The sequence below is a fragment of the Variovorax sp. GW821-FHT10C12 genome, from assembly GCF_059415405.1.
This window is the reverse complement of record NZ_JBWKNE010000014.1, coordinates 18,596-36,537: the sequence shown is the minus strand read 5'-3', so window position 1 is coordinate 36,537 and position 17,942 is coordinate 18,596. Positions and strand designations below refer to the sequence as shown.

Sequence of the window (17,942 nt, the reverse complement as noted above, 5' to 3'; positions counted from 1 at the left end):
CCCCATGCACTACCAGCCTCGCCCCGAAGACGTCCGCTTCCTGTTGAACGCGGTGCTCGATGCGCCCACGCGCCTGCGTGCCCTCGCGCCCTTCGCGGAGGTCGACGAGCCGCTGCAGTCGCAGGTGCTCGAAGAAGCCGCACGCTTCGTCGGCGAGGTGATCGCGCCGCTGAACCGCGAGGGCGACGAGGTGGGTTGCCGCTTCGACGGCGGCGAGGTCGTCACACCCCCGGGCTTTCGCGCGGCCTACCAGGCCTTGGTGGACGGCGGCTGGCCTGGCCTGTCGGCCGCCACCGAAGACGGTGGCCAGGGCCTGCCCGCGGTGCTGGAAGCCATCCTCTACGAATGGCTCAGCGCCGCGAACCACGGCTTCACCATGGCGCCGGGGCTGCTGCACGGCGCGTACGCCTGCCTCAAGCATCACGGCAGCGACGAATTGAAGGGCCGCTATCTGCAGAAGATCGCGACCGGCGAATGGCTCGCGACCATGTGCCTCACCGAAGCGCATGCCGGCAGCGACCTTGGCCAGGTGCGCACGCGCGCCACGGCGCAGGCCGACGGCAGCGTGCGCGTGAACGGCAGCAAGATCTTCATTTCGGGCGGCGAGCACGACCTCACGCCGAACATCGTGCACCTCGTGCTGTGCCGTTTGCCCGACGCACCGGCGGGGCCCAAGGGCCTGTCGCTGGCGCTGGTGCCGAAGCGGCTGCCCGACGGTGCGCGCAACGCGGTGCACTGCGAGCGCATCGAAGAAAAGATGGGCCTGCACGGCAGCCCGACCTGCACGATGCGTTTCGACGACGCCACCGGCTGGCTGGTCGGCGAGCCCGGTCGCGGGCTGGCTGCGATGTTCGTGATGATGAACGCGGCGCGCCTGCACGTGGCGCTGCAGGGCATCGGCCTGCTCGACGCCGCCTGGCAGAAGGCCGACGCCTACGCCGCCGAGCGCCGCCAGATGCGCGCACCCGGCGCCGCGCCCGCCAGCCGCGGCAGCGAGGCGGCCGACCTGATCGCCGAGCACCCGGCCGTGCGCCGCATCCTCGACACGCAACGCGCCTGGATCGACGGCTCGCGCGCACTGGCCTACCGCAGCGCGCTGATGCTCGACGTTGCCACGCACGACAGCGACCCCAAGGCCCGCGAGCGAGCGCAGCGCTGGTGCTCGCTCGTCACGCCGGTGCTCAAGGCCGCCTGCACGCAGCAGGCCTTCCATGGCGCGAGCGACTGCCTGCAGGTGTTCGGCGGCCACGGCTACGTGCGCGAATGGGGCGTCGAGCAGGTGGTGCGCGACGCGCGCGTGACCATGATCTACGAGGGCACCAACGAGATCCAGGCGATCGACCTGCTGGTGCGCAAGGTGCTGCCCGACGGCGGCGCGGCGCTGTCGGCCGTGCTGCTCGAGTTGCGCGACACGCTCGACGCCTCGCGCGAGGCCGATGCCGACGTGCAGCGCCGGCTGGCGCAGCTGCGCTACCTGGGCACCACGGTGGCGATGGCGGCGCACGCCAACCCCGTGCTGCCGTACGAGGTGGCGGACGACTTCCTGCGCGTGACCGCGCTCACGCTGATGGCGTGGGCCTGGGCCCGCATCGAGGTGGCTGCGCCCGCCGATACGGATCGCCTTCGCGCCGCGGCGGCCTTCCGGCGCTGGGTGCTGCCCGAGTTCGAGATGCGCCTGGGCATCGTCAAGCGGGCTTGTGAGGGTGTCGCACTGGCGCATTCCGCACAAGAGGCTTCGCGCTAGTTGTTCGAGAAAGCAACGCGCGGTTACGCTCGCTGCATGCCTCCTTCTCCCGCGAAAAAAACGTCCGCCAAGACCGACACCGCCGCCGCGCCGTCTCCCCGGTCGGACCGGCTCGACGCCCGCGTGCTCGAAGGGCTGGTCGGCTACAACGCCCGGCGCGCCTGGCTGATCGTGAGCACCGTGTTCGCCGACCGCATGGCGCCCTACGGCCTCAAGCAGATCGACTTCTCGGTGCTCTCGCTGCTGGCGCACAACCCGGGCGCCACCTCGCGGCAGCTGTGCAACACGCTGGACATCCTGCCGCCCAACCTCGTGAGCCTGGTGGCCACGCTCGACGGCCGCGGCCTCATCGAGCGCCGCCCGCATCCTTACGACGGCCGCGCCGTCGGCCTGCACCTCACGCCGACCGGCGAGACGCTGATCCGCGAGGCCGAGCAGGCCGTGGTGCAACTGGAAACCGAAGCCAGCAGCCGCCTGAGCACGCGCGAGCGCGAGACGCTCATCAAGCTGCTGCAGAAGATCTATCTCTGACCTTTGAACGCGGCGATCACAGCCCGCGTTCCACCATGTCGATCAGGCGCTGTCCGAGCGCATGCGTGGCCGTGGCGTCGACGCCGCGCAGCGGGCCGTCGATGATGAGCAGCGCCAGCCCGTGCACCGCCGACCACGCGAGGTATTCGGCATCGGGGCGCCGCGCCGGGTCGAGCACGCCCGCATCCACCAGCCGATCGATGGCCGCGCCCAGCAGCTGGAACGGGTCGAGCCCGCTGGCGCCCGCGCCGTCGGCACCGACATCGCCCTGCGCCTCTTCCGACACCACGAAGGCCGTGCGAAACAGCCCCGGCTGCGCCTGCGCAAAACGCAAATAGGCGGTGCCGATGGCGCGCACCTGGGCGCGCGCGAAGTCCGCGGGCGGCTGGTCGCAGGGCAGCACGGCGAGCTCGCCCTCCATCGCCTTGGCGGCCTCCGACAGCGCCGCGGCGCGCACCGCCAGCAGCAGGTCGTGCCGGCTGGCGAAGTGGCGGTAGGCCGCATTCGGCACCACGCCCGCGCGGCGCGTGGCCTCACGCAACACCACCGCATCGGGGCCCCCGTCCCGTGCCAGTTCGATGCCCGCATCCAGCAGCGCACGGCGCAGATCGCCATGGCGGTAGGTGCTGCGTGCGGGCGGCAGGCTTTCGGGCACGTTGTTGAGCTTCATCACTTCTCCATGTGGACACTGTCCATTATCTCTGCTATTCTTTGTGGACGGTGTACACAAAGTAATCCCATTGTTTTCGCGCAGACCCGCTGTGCCCGTGAACCAACCGAAAGGAAACGCCATGAAAGTCCAGTCTTACCTGTCCTTCGAAGGTCGTTGCGACGAAGCGATTGCCTTCTACAAGCAGGCGCTCGGCGCCGAAGTCGTGCAGCTGATGCGCTACAGCGAGGCGCCGGCCAGCGGCGGCCCCGAAGGCAACCCCGACGCCGGTTGCGCCGGCGGCATGCCCAGCCCTGACAAAGTGATGCATTCGGTCTTGCGCATCGGCGACACCGAACTCATGCTGTCCGACGGCAGCTGCTCGGGCCACGCGGAGTTCAAGGGAATCATGCTGTCGCTCACCGCGAACAGCGACGCCGACGCCCGCAAGTGGTTCGACGCGCTGGCCGACGGCGGCCAGGTGATCCAGCCGCTGATGCCGACCTTCTTCACCTCCAGCTTCGGCATGCTCGGCGACCGCTTCGGCGTGGGCTGGCTGCTGGTGGTGGCCCCGCCCGCCGCGTGATGCGCGAGGGCTTGCTCTTCACTCTTCTCACACGTTTTTCATCATGCTCAAGACCATCGTCCTCGCCGTGCTCGCGCTGATTGCCGCACTGCTCATCTACGGCGCCACGCGGCCCGACAGCTTCCGCGTCGAGCGCACCACGCGCATCGAGGCACCGGCCGAAAAAATCTTTCCGCTGATCGACGACTTCCACCGCTGGGGCGCGTGGTCGCCCTACGAAAAGCTCGACCCGGCCATGAAGCGCAGCTACGGCGGCGCCGCCAGCGGCAAGGGCGCCACCTACGCCTGGGAAGGCAACAGCAAGGCGGGCGCGGGCACGATGGAAATCACCGAGTCGCAACCGGCGTCGAAGGTTGCGATCAAGCTCGATTTCGTGAAACCCTTCGAAGGCCACAACACCGCCGAGTTCACGCTGCAGCCGCAGGGCGGCGCCACGCAGGTCACCTGGGCGATGTACGGCCCGAGCCCCTACATGGCCAAGCTCATGGGCATCTTCTTCGACATGGACCAGATGATCGGCAAGGACTTCGAGGCGGGCCTGGCCAATCTGAAGAGCGCCACCGAGAAATAAACGCCTCTTTCCTCCATCGACTCACCTCACTCATTCAAGGAACTCTCATGTCCCCCATCAACGCTTACCTCACGTTCGACGGCACCGCCGCCGAGGCCATGCGCTTTTACGAGAAGACGCTGCGCGGCACCATGCAGATGATGATGACCGTCGGCGAAGCGCCCGGCACCGAGCAGATGCCGGCCGACGCCAAGAAGCGGATCATGCATGCGTCGCTGGTCTACGGCGACGGCATCCTCATGGCCTCCGACACCATGCCCGGCCAGCCCTTCGACGGCATGAAGGGCTTCGGCGTAGCGCTCACGCTCGACACCGTGGCCGAGGCGCGGCGCATCTTCGACGCCTTCGCCGACGGCGGCTCGATCGGCATGCCGTTCGAGAAGACCTTCTGGGTCGAAGCCTTCGGCATGGTGACCGACCGCTTCGGCACGCCATGGCTGATCAACGGCGGCAAGCCGCTGGTCTGACCTTTTTCTTCTTCCTCATCGTCCTGTCTGCAGGAGCTCCCCTTCCATGACCGAAACCCTCGACAACCGAAAGCGCTGGCTCGCCCTGATGGTGCTGTGCCTGGGCGTGCTGATGATCGTGCTGGACACCACGATCGTGAACGTGGCGTTGCCTTCGATCCGCACCGACCTCGGTTTTTCCGAGACGTCCCTGGTCTGGGTGGTGAACGCCTACATGCTGACCTTCGGCGGCTTCCTGCTGCTGGGCGGTCGGCTGGGCGACCTGTACGGCCACCGCCGCGTGTTCCTCGTGGGCCTGGTGCTGTTCACGCTGGCCTCGCTGGCCTGCGGGGTCTCGACCTCGCAGGGCCTGCTGGTGGCGGCGCGCGCGGTGCAGGGCCTGGGCGGCGCGGTGGTGTCGGCGGTGGCGCTCTCGCTCATCATGAACCTGTTCACCGAGCCGGCCGACCGCGCCAAGGCGATGGGCGTGTACGGCTTCGTGTGTGCGGGCGGCGGCAGCATCGGCGTGCTGCTGGGCGGGCTGCTCACGAGCACGCTGAGCTGGCACTGGATCTTCCTGGTCAACCTGCCGATCGGCATCGCGGTGTATGCGCTGTGCGTGGCGCTGCTGCCCAATGCACGCGGCCATGCGCATGGCGAGAAGCTCGACGTGGCCGGCGCCATCACCGTCACCTCGTCGCTGATGCTCGCGGTGTACGGCGTGGTCAACGGCAACGAGGCGGGCTGGGGCTCCACGCAGACGATGGGCCTGCTCGGCGCGGCCGTGGTGCTGCTGGCCGTCTTCATCGCCATCGAGGCACGCGTGCAGCATCCGCTGATGCCGCTGGGTTTGTTCAAACTGCGCAGCGTGTCGGTGGCCAACGTGGTGGGCGTGCTGTGGGCCGCGGCCATGTTCGCGTGGTTCTTCATCTCGGCGCTGTACATGCAGCTGGTGCTGCAGTACACGCCGATGCAGATCGGGCTGGCCTTCCTGCCGGCCAACGTGATCATGGCGGTGTTCTCGCTCGGCCTCTCCGCAAAGATCGTGATGCGCTTCGGCATCCGCAAGCCGCTGGCGGCGGGGCTGTGGCTCGCGGCGCTCGGGCTGGCGCTGTTCGCGCGCGCGCCGGTCAACGGCAGCTTCGTGCTCGACGTGCTGCCCGGCATGGTGCTGCTGGGCCTGGGCGCGGGCATGGCCTTCAACCCGGTGCTGCTGGCGGCCATGAGCGAGGTCGACCCGGCCGACTCGGGCCTGGCCTCGGGCGTGGTCAACACCGCCTTCATGATGGGCGGCGCCCTGGGCCTGGCCGTGCTGGCCAGCGCCGCGGCGGCACGCACCACCGCCATGGCCACCGCGGGCGCGCAGATGCCGCTGGCGCTCACCGGTGGCTACAACCTGGCATTCCTGGTCGGCGCCGTGTTCGCGGCGGCGGCGGGTCTGATCGGGGTCCTGCTGCTTCGCCCGGCCTCGCCGGGACACACCCACAACAACAACGAAGCAGCGTCGGCCCCGGGCGCGGCGGGCAAGACAGCGTCGCCGTGAACGCGACGGCGCCATGCAGCCCCCGCTTTTTCTTTTTCAACGTTTCTATCCCCTATTCAGGAGAACAGACATGGCTCGTTATGTAGACGGATTCATCGTCGCCATTCCCACCAAGAACGTCGAGGCCTACCGCAAGCTGGCGCGCAAGGCCGGCAAGGTCTGGATGGAGTACGGCGCGCTCGAGTACGTGGAGTGCATCGCCGACGACGTGAAGCCCGGCAAGCTCACCTCGTTCCCCCAGAGCGTGAAGCTCAAGGCCGACGAGACCGTGGCCTTCTCGTGGATCACCTACAAGTCGCGCAAGCACCGCGACACGATCAACAAGAAGGTCATGGCCGACCCGCGCCTGGAGGCCATGATGGACATGAAGAACCTGCCGTTCGACGGCAAACGCATGATCTTCGGCGGCTTCAAGTCGATCGTGGAACTTTGATGCTTTCTCAGGCCAGGAAGCCGTCGTAGACGAGCTTGAGGCCAGTGAGCAGCATGCCCAGATAGACGAAGCGATAGAACCACGTCGCATCGATGCGGCGTGCGATGCGGATGCCGATCCACACGCCCAGCGGTGCGATCGGCATCAGCACGAGCGAGGTGGCCAGCGTGCGAAAGTCCAGCAGGCCGAGCCACGCGTAGGGAATCCACTTGCTGAGATTCACCACGAAGAAGAAGTAGGCCATCGTCGCCGTGAACACCACCGGCTTGAGCTTCAACGGGATCACGTAGGCATTGATCGGCGGCCCGCCCGCATGCGCGATGAAGCTGGTGAAGCCCGACACGGTCGTCAGCACCGCGCCCACCGCGCGCGACGGCAGCGGGTCGTTGGGCTTGGGCGGAAACAGCAGGCGTTGCGCCAGGAACACCAGCGTGAACACGCCCACGATGCCCGCCACCGTGTGGGCCGACAGCACGCGAAACAGCAGCGTGCCGATCACCGTCCCGACCAGCCCGAACGGAATCAGAAACTTGAGCAGCGAGCGGTCGAAGTCGCGCCGGAACGCGGCCAGGCCGAGCAGATCCATGAGCAGCAGCAGCGGCATCAGGATCGCCGCCGCCTGCGGCACGGTGACGGCCAGCGCCATCATCGGCACGGCCAGCGACCCGAATCCGGCGCCGAAGCCGCTCTTGCTGATGCCGAGCAGCAGCACGGCGGGGACGGCGACCGCGTAGAACGACGGGTCGGTGATGAGGGGAAAAACCATGGGGAAACCAGCAGCGCAGAAAAAAGCCCGCCAGGGGCAGGCGGGCCGTCCGGGAGCGTAGCAGGAAGCCCGGTTGCCTGCCGACGGCCCGCCCCGACCACGCCCCGGCAACGCCTCGCGGGACAACCCGCTTGACAGCGTTTTCGAGATTTATGATATTTATGATCATAAATACCCGAAACGCAGATGCCCCCTTCCCAACCCAAGCCTTCGCTCACGCGCGACAAGCGCGTGAAGCGTTCCGACCAGGTGGTCGACAACATCAAGCGCTGGGTCGTGCAGACCCAGCAGCAGGTCGGCAACAAGCTGCCGCAGGAGAAAGAGCTGATCGAACAGCTCGGCGTGTCGCGCGGCACGGTGCGCGAGGCGCTGGCCGCGCTGCAGGTGCAGGGGCTGGTCGCGATCAGCACCGGCCCGAACGGCGGTGCCACGCTCACGCAGGCCTCGTACGAGCAGTGCCTACAGGCGGTGTCGAATTTCCTGTACTTCCAGCCGGTCGACATCACGATGCTGTACGCGCTGCGGCGCGTGGTCGAGCCCGAGCTGGCCGCCAACGTGGCCACGCGCCTCACCGAGGCCGACCTGGCCGCGCTGGAAGCGCTCATCGGCCACAGCCACCCGGCGCACGGCGGCAGCGCCGACTGGAACGAGCGCCGCGAGGCCGACCTGCTGTTCCATGACCGCCTGGCCGAGGCCTGCAGCAGCCCCTTCCTGGCGCTGGTGTGCCGCCTGCTCAACGACGTGATCCGCCGCGTGATCATCGTGCGCAACGCGCTCACGGAGTTCGACCAGTTCGACGAGGAGATCGTCGACAGCCACACCGAACTGCTCGACGCGCTGCGCGCCCGCGACCCCGCGCGTGCGCGCGAGGTCATGCGCGTGCACATGGAACACGCCGAAGCCCTGGCCCTGGAGGCCGAATCCCGCGTCGACCGCGGCAGCCTGCTCATGAAGAAACCGACCGGCTGACGCCCGCGCGGCGCGCGCTGATCCGCCGCCGCCCTCTTCTCCTGCTCTCTCTTGCCTTCACCCCGGTCGCGCCGGGGTGCGGGATTTCCTTTGCCTGAACTTTCCCTGAGACCACCCATGACTGCATCCCCCGCCCTCTGGCAGCGCAGCGCCACCGACCTCGCCGACGCCGTGCGCCGCCGCGAGCTGTCCTGCCGCGAAGTGACGACCAGCGTGCTCGCGCGCATCGCCGAGCTCAACCCGCGCCTCAATGCCCTGGCCGAGGTGCTGGGCGACGAAGCCCTGGCCAGCGCCGACGCCGCCGACGCGCGCACCCTGCGCGGCGAGCCGCTGGGCCCGCTGCACGGCGTGCCGGTGAGCATCAAGGTCAACGTCGACCAGGCCGGCCACGCCACCACCAACGGCGTGATCCCGCTGAAGGACCACATCGCCCGCGAAGACGCACCGGTGGTGGCGCACTGGCGCAGCGCGGGCGCCGTCATCGTGGGGCGCAGCAACACCGCGACCTACTCCTCGCGCTGGTTCACCGACAACGGCGTGCACGGCCGCACGCTGAACCCGTGGGACGCGGCCATCACCCCCGGCGGTTCCAGCGGCGGCGCGGCCTCGGCGGTGGCCAGCGGCATGGGCGCGCTGGCGCACGGCAACGACATCGGCGGCTCGATCCGCTACCCCGCGTACGCCTGCGGCGTGGCCGGCCTGCGCCCCACGGCCGGCCGCGTGCCGGCCTTCAACCCGAGCGCGACCAGCGAGCGCGGCATCACGCCGCAGCTCATGTCGGTGCAGGGGCCGCTGGCGCGCAGCATCGCCGACCTGCGCCTGGGCTACGAGGCCATGGCACGCCCCGATGCGCGCGACCCGAACTGGGTGCCGGTGCCGCACGAGCTGCCGCGCCCCGCCGGCCCGATCCGCGTGGCGCTGTTCAAGCGCGCGCCGGGCATTCCGGTCGACCCGGCCGTCACGCAGGCGCTGGACGATGCCGCGCACTGGCTGCAGCAGGCGGGCTACGCGGTCGACGAAGCCGAGCTGCCCTGCTTCGGCGAAGCCGCCGCCCTGTGGCGCACGCTGATCGTGGACGACACCCGCCGCAACATCATCGCGGGCGTCGAGCAGCACGGCGACGACCTCATGCGGCGCAGCCAGCGCTACCTGCTCGAAGGCATGGCCGAGACCGACCGCGACGGCTTCCTCGATGCGCTCGCGCGACGCCAGGCGCTGCTGCGCAGCTGGTCGGTGTTCATGCAGACCCATCCGCTGGTGCTGATGCCCGTGTCGTGGCAGCGCCCCTGTCCGCAGGACGAAGACGTCGCCAGCCTGGAGCGCGCCCGCGCCCTCATCGACGCCCAGAGCCCGCTGCTCGCAACCGCCGCGCTGGGCATGCCCGGCCTCGCGGTGCCCACCGGCATGGCCGGCAGCGCGCCCATGGGCGTGCAGCTGCTGGCCTGGCGCTTCCGCGAAGACCTGCTGCTGGAGGCCGGCCAGGCGATCGAGGACGCGGCCCGCTTCACGCCGCTGGTCGCGCAGCCCTGAGCTTTCTTTCGGTTCCCCTACTTATTCCAACCACCCGGAGACTTTCGATGACCCCCTTCACTTTCCCCACCGGCGCTGCGCTCTCGCGGCGCGGCCTCATCCGCGCGGCAGCGGCCACGGGCCTGGGCGGCCTGCTGCCGTATGGCGCGAACGCGCAGCCGGCGGTCAACCGCCTGATCGTGCCCTTCCCGGCCGGCGGCCCGGCCGACTTCATGGGCCGGCTGCTGTCCGAAAAGCTCAAGGACGAACTCGGCCGCCCGGTCATGGTCGACAACCGCCCCGGCGCCGGCACGCGGCTGGCGGCCGAGGTGCTGAAGAACAGCCCCGCCGACGGCACCACCATGCTGCTGGCGCCGGTCGACCCGATGTTCATCGGCCCCGCCATCTACGCCAACATGCGCTTCAACCCGGCCACCGACTTCAAGCCCGTGACCGACGTGAGCGGCATCCAGTTCGGTCTGGCCGTGAGCGCCGCCTCGCCGGTGAAGACGTTGGCCCAGTTCGTCCAGGCCGCCAAGGCGAACCCCGACCAGGGCTCGATCGGCATCACCACCGTGGGCTCGCTGCTGCACTTCCTGGCCATGGACTTCGTGGCCCTGTCGCGCAGCGGCGCCACCCTGGTGCCCTACCGCGGCGGCGCGGCCATGGTCACCGAGCTGATCGGCGGCCAGGTGGCCTCGGGCATGGACGCCACCACCACCCTCACCGAGTACCACCGCGCGGGCAAGCTGCGCGTGCTGGCCGTGGCCGGCGACAAGCGCGCCGACGGCCTGCCCGACGTGCCGACCTTCGCCGAGTCGGGCTACCCGACGCTGGTGGCCTCGTCGCGCTACGTGCTGTACGCCCACGCCAACACCGCGCCCGCCACGCTGGCGCAGTGGAACCGGGCCGTGCGCAAGGTGCTGGCCCTGCCCGACGTGCGCGAAAAGCTCGGCCGCGTGGGCTACGACCTGCTGCCCGGCGCCTCGACCGAAGAGGTGGTGCGCTACACCGACGCGCTGGCCGCGCGCTGGCTGCCGGTGATCAAGGCCTCGGGCTACAAGGGCGACTGACGCCCGGCAGCAGCCACCCAACCGCCGAAAAGTGTGCGTAAACGCACCGACCGGCGGCGGCGGGGCTCTCACACTGGCATGGCAACCGCCGCAGTCCGCGGCGGCCTTCTTCCTTTTTTCTTCCACTCAAGGATTCGCCATGAACACCCAGGCTGCCCCGATCGCCTCCGCCGCTTCGGCGTCTTCCTCTTCGTCGTTCCTTGCCACGCCCGCTGCCCGCGACGACGCCGGCAAGCTGGTGCTGCGCGTGTCGGTCGGCGTGCTGATGCTGCTGCACGGCATCTTCAAGCTCTCGGCCGGCGTCGGCTTCATCAGCGGCATGCTGGCCAAGGCCGGCCTGCCCGGCGGGCTGGCCTACCTCGTGTTCGTGGGCGAGATCGTCGCACCGCTCCTGATGATCGCGGGCCTGTGGACGCGCGCCGCGGCCGCCGTGGTGGTGATCAACATGCTCTTCGCCTTCGGCCTCGTGCACATGGCCGACCTGTTCGCGCTGACCAAGCAGGGCGGCTGGGCGCTGGAGCTGCAGGGCCTGTACCTGTTCGGCGCGCTGAGCGTGGCCCTGATGGGCGCGGGCCGCTACAGCGTGGCCGGCCCGAACGGCCGCTGGAACTGAGCGGACCGGGTCAGTCGCCGCGCACCTGCGAGACCATCAGCGCCAGGCGCTCGGCATCGGCCACCACCAGCGCCTTGCCGTCCTTGCGCAGCACGCCGCCGCGCACCAGCGTGTTGAGTTCGCGGGTCACCTGCTCGCGGTTGGTGCTGATCTGGCTGGCCAGCGCCGCGTGCTTGGGCGCGGGCTCCAGCCGGGCCTCGTTGCCGTCGATGCCCGCCTCGCGCGCCAGGCGCAGCAGCTCGGCATGCAGGCGGTTCTGCACGCCCAGCGTGCTCAGGTCGATCACCCGCTCCGACAGCTGCCGCACCAGCGCGGCCAGCCGCTGCATCACGCGCTCGGCCACCAGCGGCTCCTCGCGCAGCAGCGCCAGGAAGGCCGCGCGGTCCAGGCTGGCGACCACGCAGGGTTCGAGCGTGACCACGTCGGCCGAACGCGGCCCGCCATCCAAAGCGGCGATGTCGCCGAAATGCGCGCCGGCCTCCGAATCGCGGAAGGTCACCTGCCGGCCGTTGGCCGCGTAGGTCGTCACGCGCACGCGGCCCGACACCAGCAGGAACACCTCGCCCTGCAGGTCGGCGCGCAGCATCAGCGGCTTGCCGGCCGCCACGCTGTGCCACAGGCACTGGCGCGCCAGATGGTCGAAGCGGTCGTCGGAGAGGCCTTCGAGCAGCGCGATGCGGCGCAGCGCGAGGCTGGAGCGGGGGGTGGGTTCGGGTAGGGCCATGCCGGTGGTCATCGAGGCGCGCGCATTATGCTCGGGTGCCGCTTCGAACCCGTTCATGGACAGACGTTCCCCTCCTTCCCCTTTTTTGCTGAGAACGCCGACACGGCGCAACCTCCGCTGGGCGAGCGGGCTGGTGCTGATGGCCTACATCACGGCGCACCTGCTGAACCATTCGCTGGGCATCGTCTCCTTCACCGCGGCCGAGACCGTGCTGCGCGGCGTGCAGAAGTTCTGGCACAGCCTGCCCGGCACGCTGCTGCTGTACGGCGCCGCCCTCACCCACCTCGCGCTCGCCGTGGCCGCCCTGTGGGAGCGCCGCACCCTGCGCATGCCGCCGCTCGAAGCCCTGCGCGTGCTGCTGGGCTTTGCGCTGCCGCTGCTGCTGGCCACCCACCTCACCGCCATGCGCGGCGCCTGGCTGGCCTACGGCATCGAGGGTTCGTACGTGCGCGTGGTCTGGGGCCTGTGGGACCTGGCCGGCGCGGGCGCGCAACTGGGCATGATGCTCGCCGCCTGGGCCCACGGCTGCCTCGGCCTGCATTTCGCGCTGCGCGTGCGCCCGCTCTACCGGCGCCTGTTCGCCCCGCTGCTCGCCGTGGCCGTGCTGCTGCCGGTGACCGCCGCGATGGGCTTCGTCTCGATGGGGCGCGAGTTCCAGTGGACCGGCGTGCCGCCCGTCGTGCTGCCGACGCCCGAACAGGGCCGCGCGCTCAACACCGCCGAAACCAACATCAAGCTCTACTACGCCTTGGCGCTGCTGGCCCTGCTCGCGGCCTACGCGGCGCGCAGCCGCCTGGCCCGGCGCGCGCGCGGCGCCACCGTCGCGCTGCGCTACCCCGACCGCACCGTGCACGTGCCGCCCGGCTGGAGCGTGCTCGAAGCCAGCCGCTCGCACGGCATCGCGCACGTGTCGATCTGCGGCGGGCGCGCGCGCTGCTCCACCTGCCGTGTGCGCGTGGGCGGTGCGCCCGAACACATCGGCACGCCGGGCCGTGACGAGCAGCGCACGCTCGAACGCGTGCGCGCCCCGCACGACGTGCGGCTGGCCTGCCAGCTGCGCCCGCGCGGCAGCATCGAGGTGACGCCGCTGTTCGCGCCGCTGCCACGCGAAGGCCGGCCCGCGCCGGTCGGCCGCTTCGGGCACGAGCGCGACGTGGCCATCCTGTTCGTCGACCTGCGACGCTGGTCGGGCCTCTCGGAGCGGCAGTGGCCCTTCGACTTGGCCTACGTGCTCGACCGCTACTTCGCCATCGTGGGCGCTGCCGTGCGCGAGAGCGGCGGCGTGCCCAACCAGTTCATCGGCGACAGCGTGATGGCCATCTTCGGCCTCGAGAGCGACCTGCCCACCGCCTGCCGACAGGCCCTGCGCGCCACCCAACTCATCGGCGAGCGCATGGACGCATGGAACGTCGACTTCCAGGCTCAGTTCGGCCAGCACCTGGATTTCGGCATGGGCCTGCACGCCGGGCGCGCGGCCGTCGGCGAGGTGGGCTACCTCGAGACCACCACCTTCACCGCCATCGGCGAAGTGGTGAACACCGCGAGCCGCCTGCAGGACCATTCGAAGACTGCTTCAGCGCGGCTCGTGGTCTCGCAGTTCGCGGCGCAACAGGCCGGCGCCGAAGCAACGCTGGGCCCGGTCGACACGCTGAACGTGCGCGGGCGCTCCGAGCCGCTGGCCGTGATGTATTCACGCGCCGGGAAAGCGGCCTGAGCACCACCTGCCGGATTCGGTGCGCAAACGCACAGCGCCTTCCGTGATGCGGTTTCACACTGCAGCTTGTGGCAACGACGACTGTCCGCCGCCCACAGACTCAAGGGAAATCTCATCATGAACAGCAAGCGACTCCTCGCCATTTCTGCCGCCGCCTTCGCCCTGCTGGGCACCGTGGGCGCGGCCCACGCCGAAACGTATGAAGGCGTGCACGCCATCACCTCGGCCGCCAGCCGTGCCGACGTGCGCACCGAAGCCATCGCCGCCGCGCGCAACGGCAACGAATACTCCGACGCTGCCGCCGAAGGCACCGTCGCCGTGACCTCCACGCTCGACCGCCAGGCCGTGCGCGACCAGGCCGTGGCTGCTGCCCACAACCCGCTGCAAAGCCTGGACCGCCGCGCCTTCTACCGCGACGAAGTGCCCTCTGCCTACAAGAAGCCGGCCGTGAGCTTCACGCGCCAGGCCGGCCTGTAATCACGACGCCACCTGCACCCGCGCCGCGCGCGGGCCTGCAGCTTCGGTGATCGTGAAGCGCACCGGCAGGAAGCGCTCGATCACCGCGCAGTTCGTGCGCGTGTGCGGCGTCACTTCGCTGCAGGTGAACGCGCCCGACTGCCCCGGTTGCCGGAACACCGCCAGCGCCAGCAGCAGCGCCAGCTGATCGGCCAGGTGCGGCCCCACGGCCGCGTCCTCGTGCTTCTGGAAGGCACGCACCTCCTTCACGAGGCCGTGCGCCACCTGCTCCGCGCTCAGCGTCTTCTCGCCGAAGGCCGTGAACACCTCGGTGAGGTGCGCGTAGGCCAGCGTCACCAGCAGCGCATTGCCCGGACCTTCGTTCTGGCGCGTCGGCACCGTGCGCAATTGCTCGGCCTGCGCCGACCAGCCCATCGCCGCCCCCACCGTTTCGAGCTCGCGCGCCGCCACATGGCGCGGCAGGCCGGGCGCCAGGCACTCCGCATGGCCCGTCAGCAGATGGCCGCGCGACAGCAGGTCGAAGGCCTGCAGCCGCGCGCCTTCCGCTGCCGGCACGATCGTCGCGTCCACCTCGCCGCCGCCGGCCGGATAGAAGCCGCAGCGGCGCAGCACGAGCTCCAGGTCGCCGCCGAGGCGACGCACCAGCGGCGCGAACGCACGCTCCAGGAAGTGGAACGGCGGCGCCATCGGGTTGTGCGTGCCACCGCTCAGCCGCAGCCGGCTCACCTGGCCCGCGGGTTGCAGCAGCAGCGGCGGCAGCACCGTCTGCAGCACCAGCATGCAGCTGCCCGCACCGGCGATCGCAAAACGGTAGTCGCCCGCGCGCACCGGCCCCGGCACGAAGCGCAGCGACTGCGAGCCCAGCTCGGCGCCGTCGACCTGCGCGCCGCTGATCTGCGCCGCCGCGTGCACGCACGCCAGGTGCTGGCGCATCAGGCCCGGCTTGGCCCGGCCCGCGCGGATCTTCGCGATGGCCAGCGGCCGGCCCGTGACCATCGACAGCGCAAGGCCGGTGCGCAGGATCTGGCCGCCGCCTTCGCCTTGGGAGCCGTCGAGTTCGACGGCATCGAGGGCTCGTTGTTCTTCTTGTGCTTCCGTCATCGGGAAAGTCTTTCTTTCTTGTTCAGTCGTTTGTCGTTGTTCTTGTTCGAGGCGTTCCGAGCCGGCATGCGCGACAGCGCACCGCCGTGCTGTGGATGCTGCCGAGCGCCACCTCGTACCACCACTTCTGCTGCTTGGCCGTCCACACCTCTTGCGCGCCGCAATCGCGGCAGGTGAACGCCTTGTCGACGTAGAAGGTGGGCAGCGGGCCGTAGGTGTTGTTGTGCGCGGCCAGCAAGGCCGTGTCGGCAGCGACCATGCCTTCGGCGCGCAGCAGCCGTGCATCGGCCTGGCGCTGCTGCAGTGCCACGGCACGCGCGGCGCGTTCGAGGCGGTGCGCCTTGATTTCGGCGCGGCGTTGTTTGTTGCTTTTCATTTTTCTTTGAACCTCCGCAATACGTCGCTACGAAGGCAGGTCGGTCTTCCGATCCCCTCCTATAGCTCTTCCACTGTCACGATACCTTCGCCCGCAGCGAGTTGAACGATGCTGCCCAACACCTGTCGCGCAAAGTCGGTGTTCGCAAGCAGGCAGACCACAAAGCCATCCGACTCGATGCTGACCATGGCCTGTGCCCATTCCGAAGGCGTCGAAGGCGGCGCCGGATAGAAATCCGCGCGCTCGCCCTCGACGTTCAGATGGCCGCCGATGCCTGCCTTCCTGCAGATGCCTTGCGCGACTTCGCGCGACGGCAATGCGACCTTGACGCGGTACTCGATGCCCACGGTCAACCCTTCACGCACACCACCTGCTTGAGCGTGTAAACCACCTCCACCAGGTCCTTCTGCGCCTCCATCACCGCGTCGATGTCCTTGTAGGCCATCGGGATCTCGTCGATCACGTCGGCGTCCTTGCGGCATTCGACGCCTTCGGTCGCGGCGATCTGGTCGGCGACGGTGAAGAGCTTCTTGGCCTTCGTCCGGCTCATCTTTCGACCTGCGCCGTGGCTGCAGCTCATGAAGCTCTCGGGGTTGCCCTTGCCGCGCACGATGTAGCTCTTGGCGCCCATGCTGCCGGGGATGATCCCCAGCTCGCCGAGCTTCGCGCTCACCGCGCCCTTGCGGGTCACGAGCACGTCCTGCCCGAAGTGCGTCTCGCGGCTCACGTAGTTGTGGTGGCAGTTCACCGCTTCCACGTGCGCCTCGAAGGGCTTGGTGATGACCTTGCGCGCGGCCGCGACCACGCGCTGCATCATCACTTCGCGGTTCGCCCGTGCGAACTTCTGGGCCCAGCCCACCGCACGCACGTAGTCGCCGAAGTACCGGGCGCCTTCCTCGAAGTACGCCAGGTCCTGATCGGGCAGGTTGCGCTGGTGCAGCTGCGCGTCCTTCTTCGCGAGTTCGATGAAGTGCGTACCGATGGCATTGCCCACGCCACGCGAACCCGAGTGCAGCATGAACCACACGGCGCCCGCTTCGTCCAGGCACACCTCGATGAAGTGGTTGCCGGTACCCAGCGTTCCCAGGTGCTTGTGGTTGTTCGTGTTCTTGATGCGCGGGTGGTCCTCGCAGATCAGCTCGAACTCGTCCACCAGCTTGGCCCACGCCGCATCGGTTTCATCGGGCGGCGTTTCCCACGAACCCTTGTCGCGGCCCATGCGCTTGGGGTTGCTTCCGTGCGGCACGGCCTTCTCGATCGCCGAGCGCAGCGGGCCCAGGTTGTCGGGCAGGTCGCGTGCGTTGAGCGTGGTCTTGCAGGCCATCATTCCGCAGCCGATGTCCACGCCGACGGCGGCGGGGATGATGGCCTTGAAGGTCGGGATCACCGAGCCCACGGTCGCGCCGATACCGTAGTGCACGTCGGGCATGGCCGCGATGTGCTTGAACACGATGGGCAGGCGCGCGGCGTTCTCGAGCTGCTTCTGCGCTTCGTCTTCCACGGGCACGCCGTTCGTCCACATCTTCACCGGGACGCCGTTGGCGACTTCATGCAGTTTGTAGTTCGTCATTTTTCTTCTCTCTCTGTCTATTTGTTTGTCTGTTCAATTTCGATCCGTGGCCGCTTCCTGAATTCGGCAATGAGTCCCTCATACGCCCGGAGCGGAAAGTCATGCTGTACCCAGCGTTCGCGGTACTTCTCGAGCCCCAGATCCACATACATGCGCTCCAGAACCACGTGGATGTTTCGGACCAGGTCCACCCGCCGAATGGTCCCGCGGTCCACAACCTCGTAGTCGTCCGTGGCAACGAGTCCCCAGCTCGCCCAATCGCGATAGCGGCGCAACTCGAAGCTCAAATCGTCTTCATCGCCCGTCACCACGAAGAGAACTTCGCCAGGCTCATCCATGAAGACAGCCGTGGCACTGTTCGCGCCCTTTGCCATCTCGAGCCCCATGCGAGCCAGGTCTCCCAGCGAGTCGTGCAAGTACGACACCGCGAAAGCCAGAGGCCCAGCGTCTGCGCGAAAGCTCAACGTGGCCCAGCCAGTACCGCTCAGCACGTAGCCGATCCGCTCCTGGGTCCGCTCTTCATCCGACATGATCTTCTTTCTTCTCA

21 protein-coding genes are annotated in these 17,942 nt (G+C 69.0%); 13 read left to right on the top strand and 8 right to left on the bottom strand.

The features are described 5' to 3' along the window. The first annotated feature begins 4 nt into the window (after positions 1-4). Positions 5-1,744: an acyl-CoA dehydrogenase family protein gene (locus AC07OH_RS31120; RefSeq protein ID WP_495303256.1), complete on the top strand. Its 1,740-nt coding sequence runs from the start codon at positions 5-7 to the stop codon at positions 1,742-1,744. A gap of 36 nt (positions 1,745-1,780) precedes the next feature. After that, positions 1,781-2,275: a MarR family winged helix-turn-helix transcriptional regulator gene (locus AC07OH_RS31115; RefSeq protein WP_489057679.1), complete on the top strand. Its 495-nt coding sequence runs from the start codon at positions 1,781-1,783 to the stop codon at positions 2,273-2,275. A gap of 16 nt (positions 2,276-2,291) precedes the next feature. Here AC07OH_RS31115 and AC07OH_RS31110 read toward each other — a convergent pair whose 3' ends face one another. Further along, positions 2,292-2,945, bottom strand: a complete 654-nt coding sequence (locus AC07OH_RS31110) for a TetR/AcrR family transcriptional regulator (protein ID WP_495303255.1) — start codon at positions 2,943-2,945, stop codon at positions 2,292-2,294. A gap of 121 nt (positions 2,946-3,066) precedes the next feature. Here AC07OH_RS31110 and AC07OH_RS31105 point away from each other — a divergent pair, with 121 nt between their 5' ends. The 5 genes from AC07OH_RS31105 (at position 3,067) to AC07OH_RS31085 (ending at position 6,503) form a co-directional block, all read left to right on the top strand. Next, the gene (locus tag AC07OH_RS31105; RefSeq protein ID WP_495303254.1) at positions 3,067-3,510 is read left to right on the top strand and encodes a VOC family protein; all 444 of its coding nucleotides are present in this window, start codon (positions 3,067-3,069) and stop codon (positions 3,508-3,510) included. A gap of 43 nt (positions 3,511-3,553) precedes the next feature. Next, positions 3,554-4,081: an SRPBCC family protein gene (locus AC07OH_RS31100; protein WP_447746969.1), complete on the top strand. Its 528-nt coding sequence runs from the start codon at positions 3,554-3,556 to the stop codon at positions 4,079-4,081. Positions 4,082-4,128: 47 nt separating this feature from the next. After that, positions 4,129-4,548: a VOC family protein gene (locus tag AC07OH_RS31095; protein ID WP_495303253.1), complete on the top strand. Its 420-nt coding sequence runs from the start codon at positions 4,129-4,131 to the stop codon at positions 4,546-4,548. Positions 4,549-4,594: 46 nt separating this feature from the next. Beyond that, a complete protein-coding gene (locus AC07OH_RS31090; RefSeq protein ID WP_495303252.1) occupies positions 4,595-6,070 on the top strand; it encodes a DHA2 family efflux MFS transporter permease subunit in 1,476 nt (491 codons plus the stop codon). A gap of 70 nt (positions 6,071-6,140) precedes the next feature. Beyond that, positions 6,141-6,503, top strand: a complete 363-nt coding sequence (locus tag AC07OH_RS31085) for a DUF1428 domain-containing protein (protein WP_062479540.1) — start codon at positions 6,141-6,143, stop codon at positions 6,501-6,503. A gap of 7 nt (positions 6,504-6,510) precedes the next feature. Here the strand turns inward: AC07OH_RS31085 and AC07OH_RS31080 are convergent, their stop codons facing one another. Then, positions 6,511-7,269 carry a sulfite exporter TauE/SafE family protein gene (locus AC07OH_RS31080; protein ID WP_062479543.1) on the bottom strand — a complete coding sequence of 253 codons (759 nt, stop codon included), beginning with the start codon at positions 7,267-7,269 and terminating at the stop codon, positions 6,511-6,513. Between the two features lie 186 nt (positions 7,270-7,455). Between AC07OH_RS31080 and AC07OH_RS31075 the strand changes: the two genes are divergently transcribed. The 4 genes from AC07OH_RS31075 (at position 7,456) to AC07OH_RS31060 (ending at position 11,433) form a co-directional block, all read left to right on the top strand. Further along, a complete protein-coding gene (locus AC07OH_RS31075; RefSeq protein ID WP_070061946.1) occupies positions 7,456-8,238 on the top strand; it encodes a FadR/GntR family transcriptional regulator in 783 nt (260 codons plus the stop codon). Positions 8,239-8,355: 117 nt separating this feature from the next. Beyond that, a complete protein-coding gene (locus tag AC07OH_RS31070) occupies positions 8,356-9,768 on the top strand; it encodes an amidase family protein (RefSeq protein WP_495303251.1) in 1,413 nt (470 codons plus the stop codon). A 47-nt stretch (positions 9,769-9,815) separates the two neighbouring features. Then, positions 9,816-10,820: a tripartite tricarboxylate transporter substrate-binding protein gene (locus AC07OH_RS31065; RefSeq protein WP_139699961.1), complete on the top strand. Its 1,005-nt coding sequence runs from the start codon at positions 9,816-9,818 to the stop codon at positions 10,818-10,820. 139 nt (positions 10,821-10,959) lie between these two features. Continuing rightward, positions 10,960-11,433, top strand: coding sequence for a DoxX family protein (locus AC07OH_RS31060; RefSeq protein WP_062479555.1), 474 nt, complete (start codon positions 10,960-10,962; stop codon positions 11,431-11,433). 10 nt (positions 11,434-11,443) lie between these two features. On the opposite strand, the gene AC07OH_RS31055 is transcribed toward AC07OH_RS31060, so the two are convergent. Further along, the gene (locus tag AC07OH_RS31055) at positions 11,444-12,157 is read right to left on the bottom strand and encodes a Crp/Fnr family transcriptional regulator (protein WP_495303250.1); all 714 of its coding nucleotides are present in this window, start codon (positions 12,155-12,157) and stop codon (positions 11,444-11,446) included. 55 nt (positions 12,158-12,212) lie between these two features. On the opposite strand from AC07OH_RS31055, the gene AC07OH_RS31050 reads away from it, so the two are divergent. Together AC07OH_RS31050 and AC07OH_RS31045 are read left to right on the top strand one after the other, a co-directional pair. Next, positions 12,213-13,871 (top strand): adenylate/guanylate cyclase domain-containing protein, encoded by a 1,659-nt coding sequence (locus AC07OH_RS31050; RefSeq protein ID WP_495303249.1) that lies wholly within the window; start codon positions 12,213-12,215, stop codon positions 13,869-13,871. A 117-nt stretch (positions 13,872-13,988) separates the two neighbouring features. Then, complete coding sequence (locus AC07OH_RS31045; protein ID WP_495303248.1) at positions 13,989-14,348, top strand: alpha/beta hydrolase; 360 nt, start codon at positions 13,989-13,991, stop codon at positions 14,346-14,348. On the opposite strand, the gene rtcA is transcribed toward AC07OH_RS31045, so the two are convergent. From rtcA to AC07OH_RS31020, 5 genes are read right to left on the bottom strand one after another with little or no spacing between them, the layout of a single operon-like run. Next, positions 14,349-15,449 (bottom strand): RNA 3'-terminal phosphate cyclase, encoded by a 1,101-nt coding sequence (gene rtcA / locus AC07OH_RS31040; RefSeq protein WP_495303247.1) that lies wholly within the window; start codon positions 15,447-15,449, stop codon positions 14,349-14,351. It lies immediately after the preceding gene. Between the two features lie 22 nt (positions 15,450-15,471). Further along, on the bottom strand, positions 15,472-15,825 hold the full coding sequence (locus tag AC07OH_RS31035) for a zinc-ribbon domain-containing protein (protein ID WP_062479873.1): 354 nt from the start codon (positions 15,823-15,825) through the stop codon (positions 15,472-15,474). A 59-nt stretch (positions 15,826-15,884) separates the two neighbouring features. Next, positions 15,885-16,172, bottom strand: a complete 288-nt coding sequence (locus tag AC07OH_RS31030; RefSeq protein WP_495303246.1) for a hypothetical protein — start codon at positions 16,170-16,172, stop codon at positions 15,885-15,887. Positions 16,173-16,174: 2 nt separating this feature from the next. Further along, positions 16,175-17,395, bottom strand: coding sequence for an RtcB family protein (locus AC07OH_RS31025; protein ID WP_159272964.1), 1,221 nt, complete (start codon positions 17,393-17,395; stop codon positions 16,175-16,177). Positions 17,396-17,412: 17 nt separating this feature from the next. Beyond that, positions 17,413-17,925, bottom strand: coding sequence for a hypothetical protein (locus AC07OH_RS31020; protein ID WP_495303245.1), 513 nt, complete (start codon positions 17,923-17,925; stop codon positions 17,413-17,415). Between the last annotated feature and the right edge of the window lie 17 nt (positions 17,926-17,942).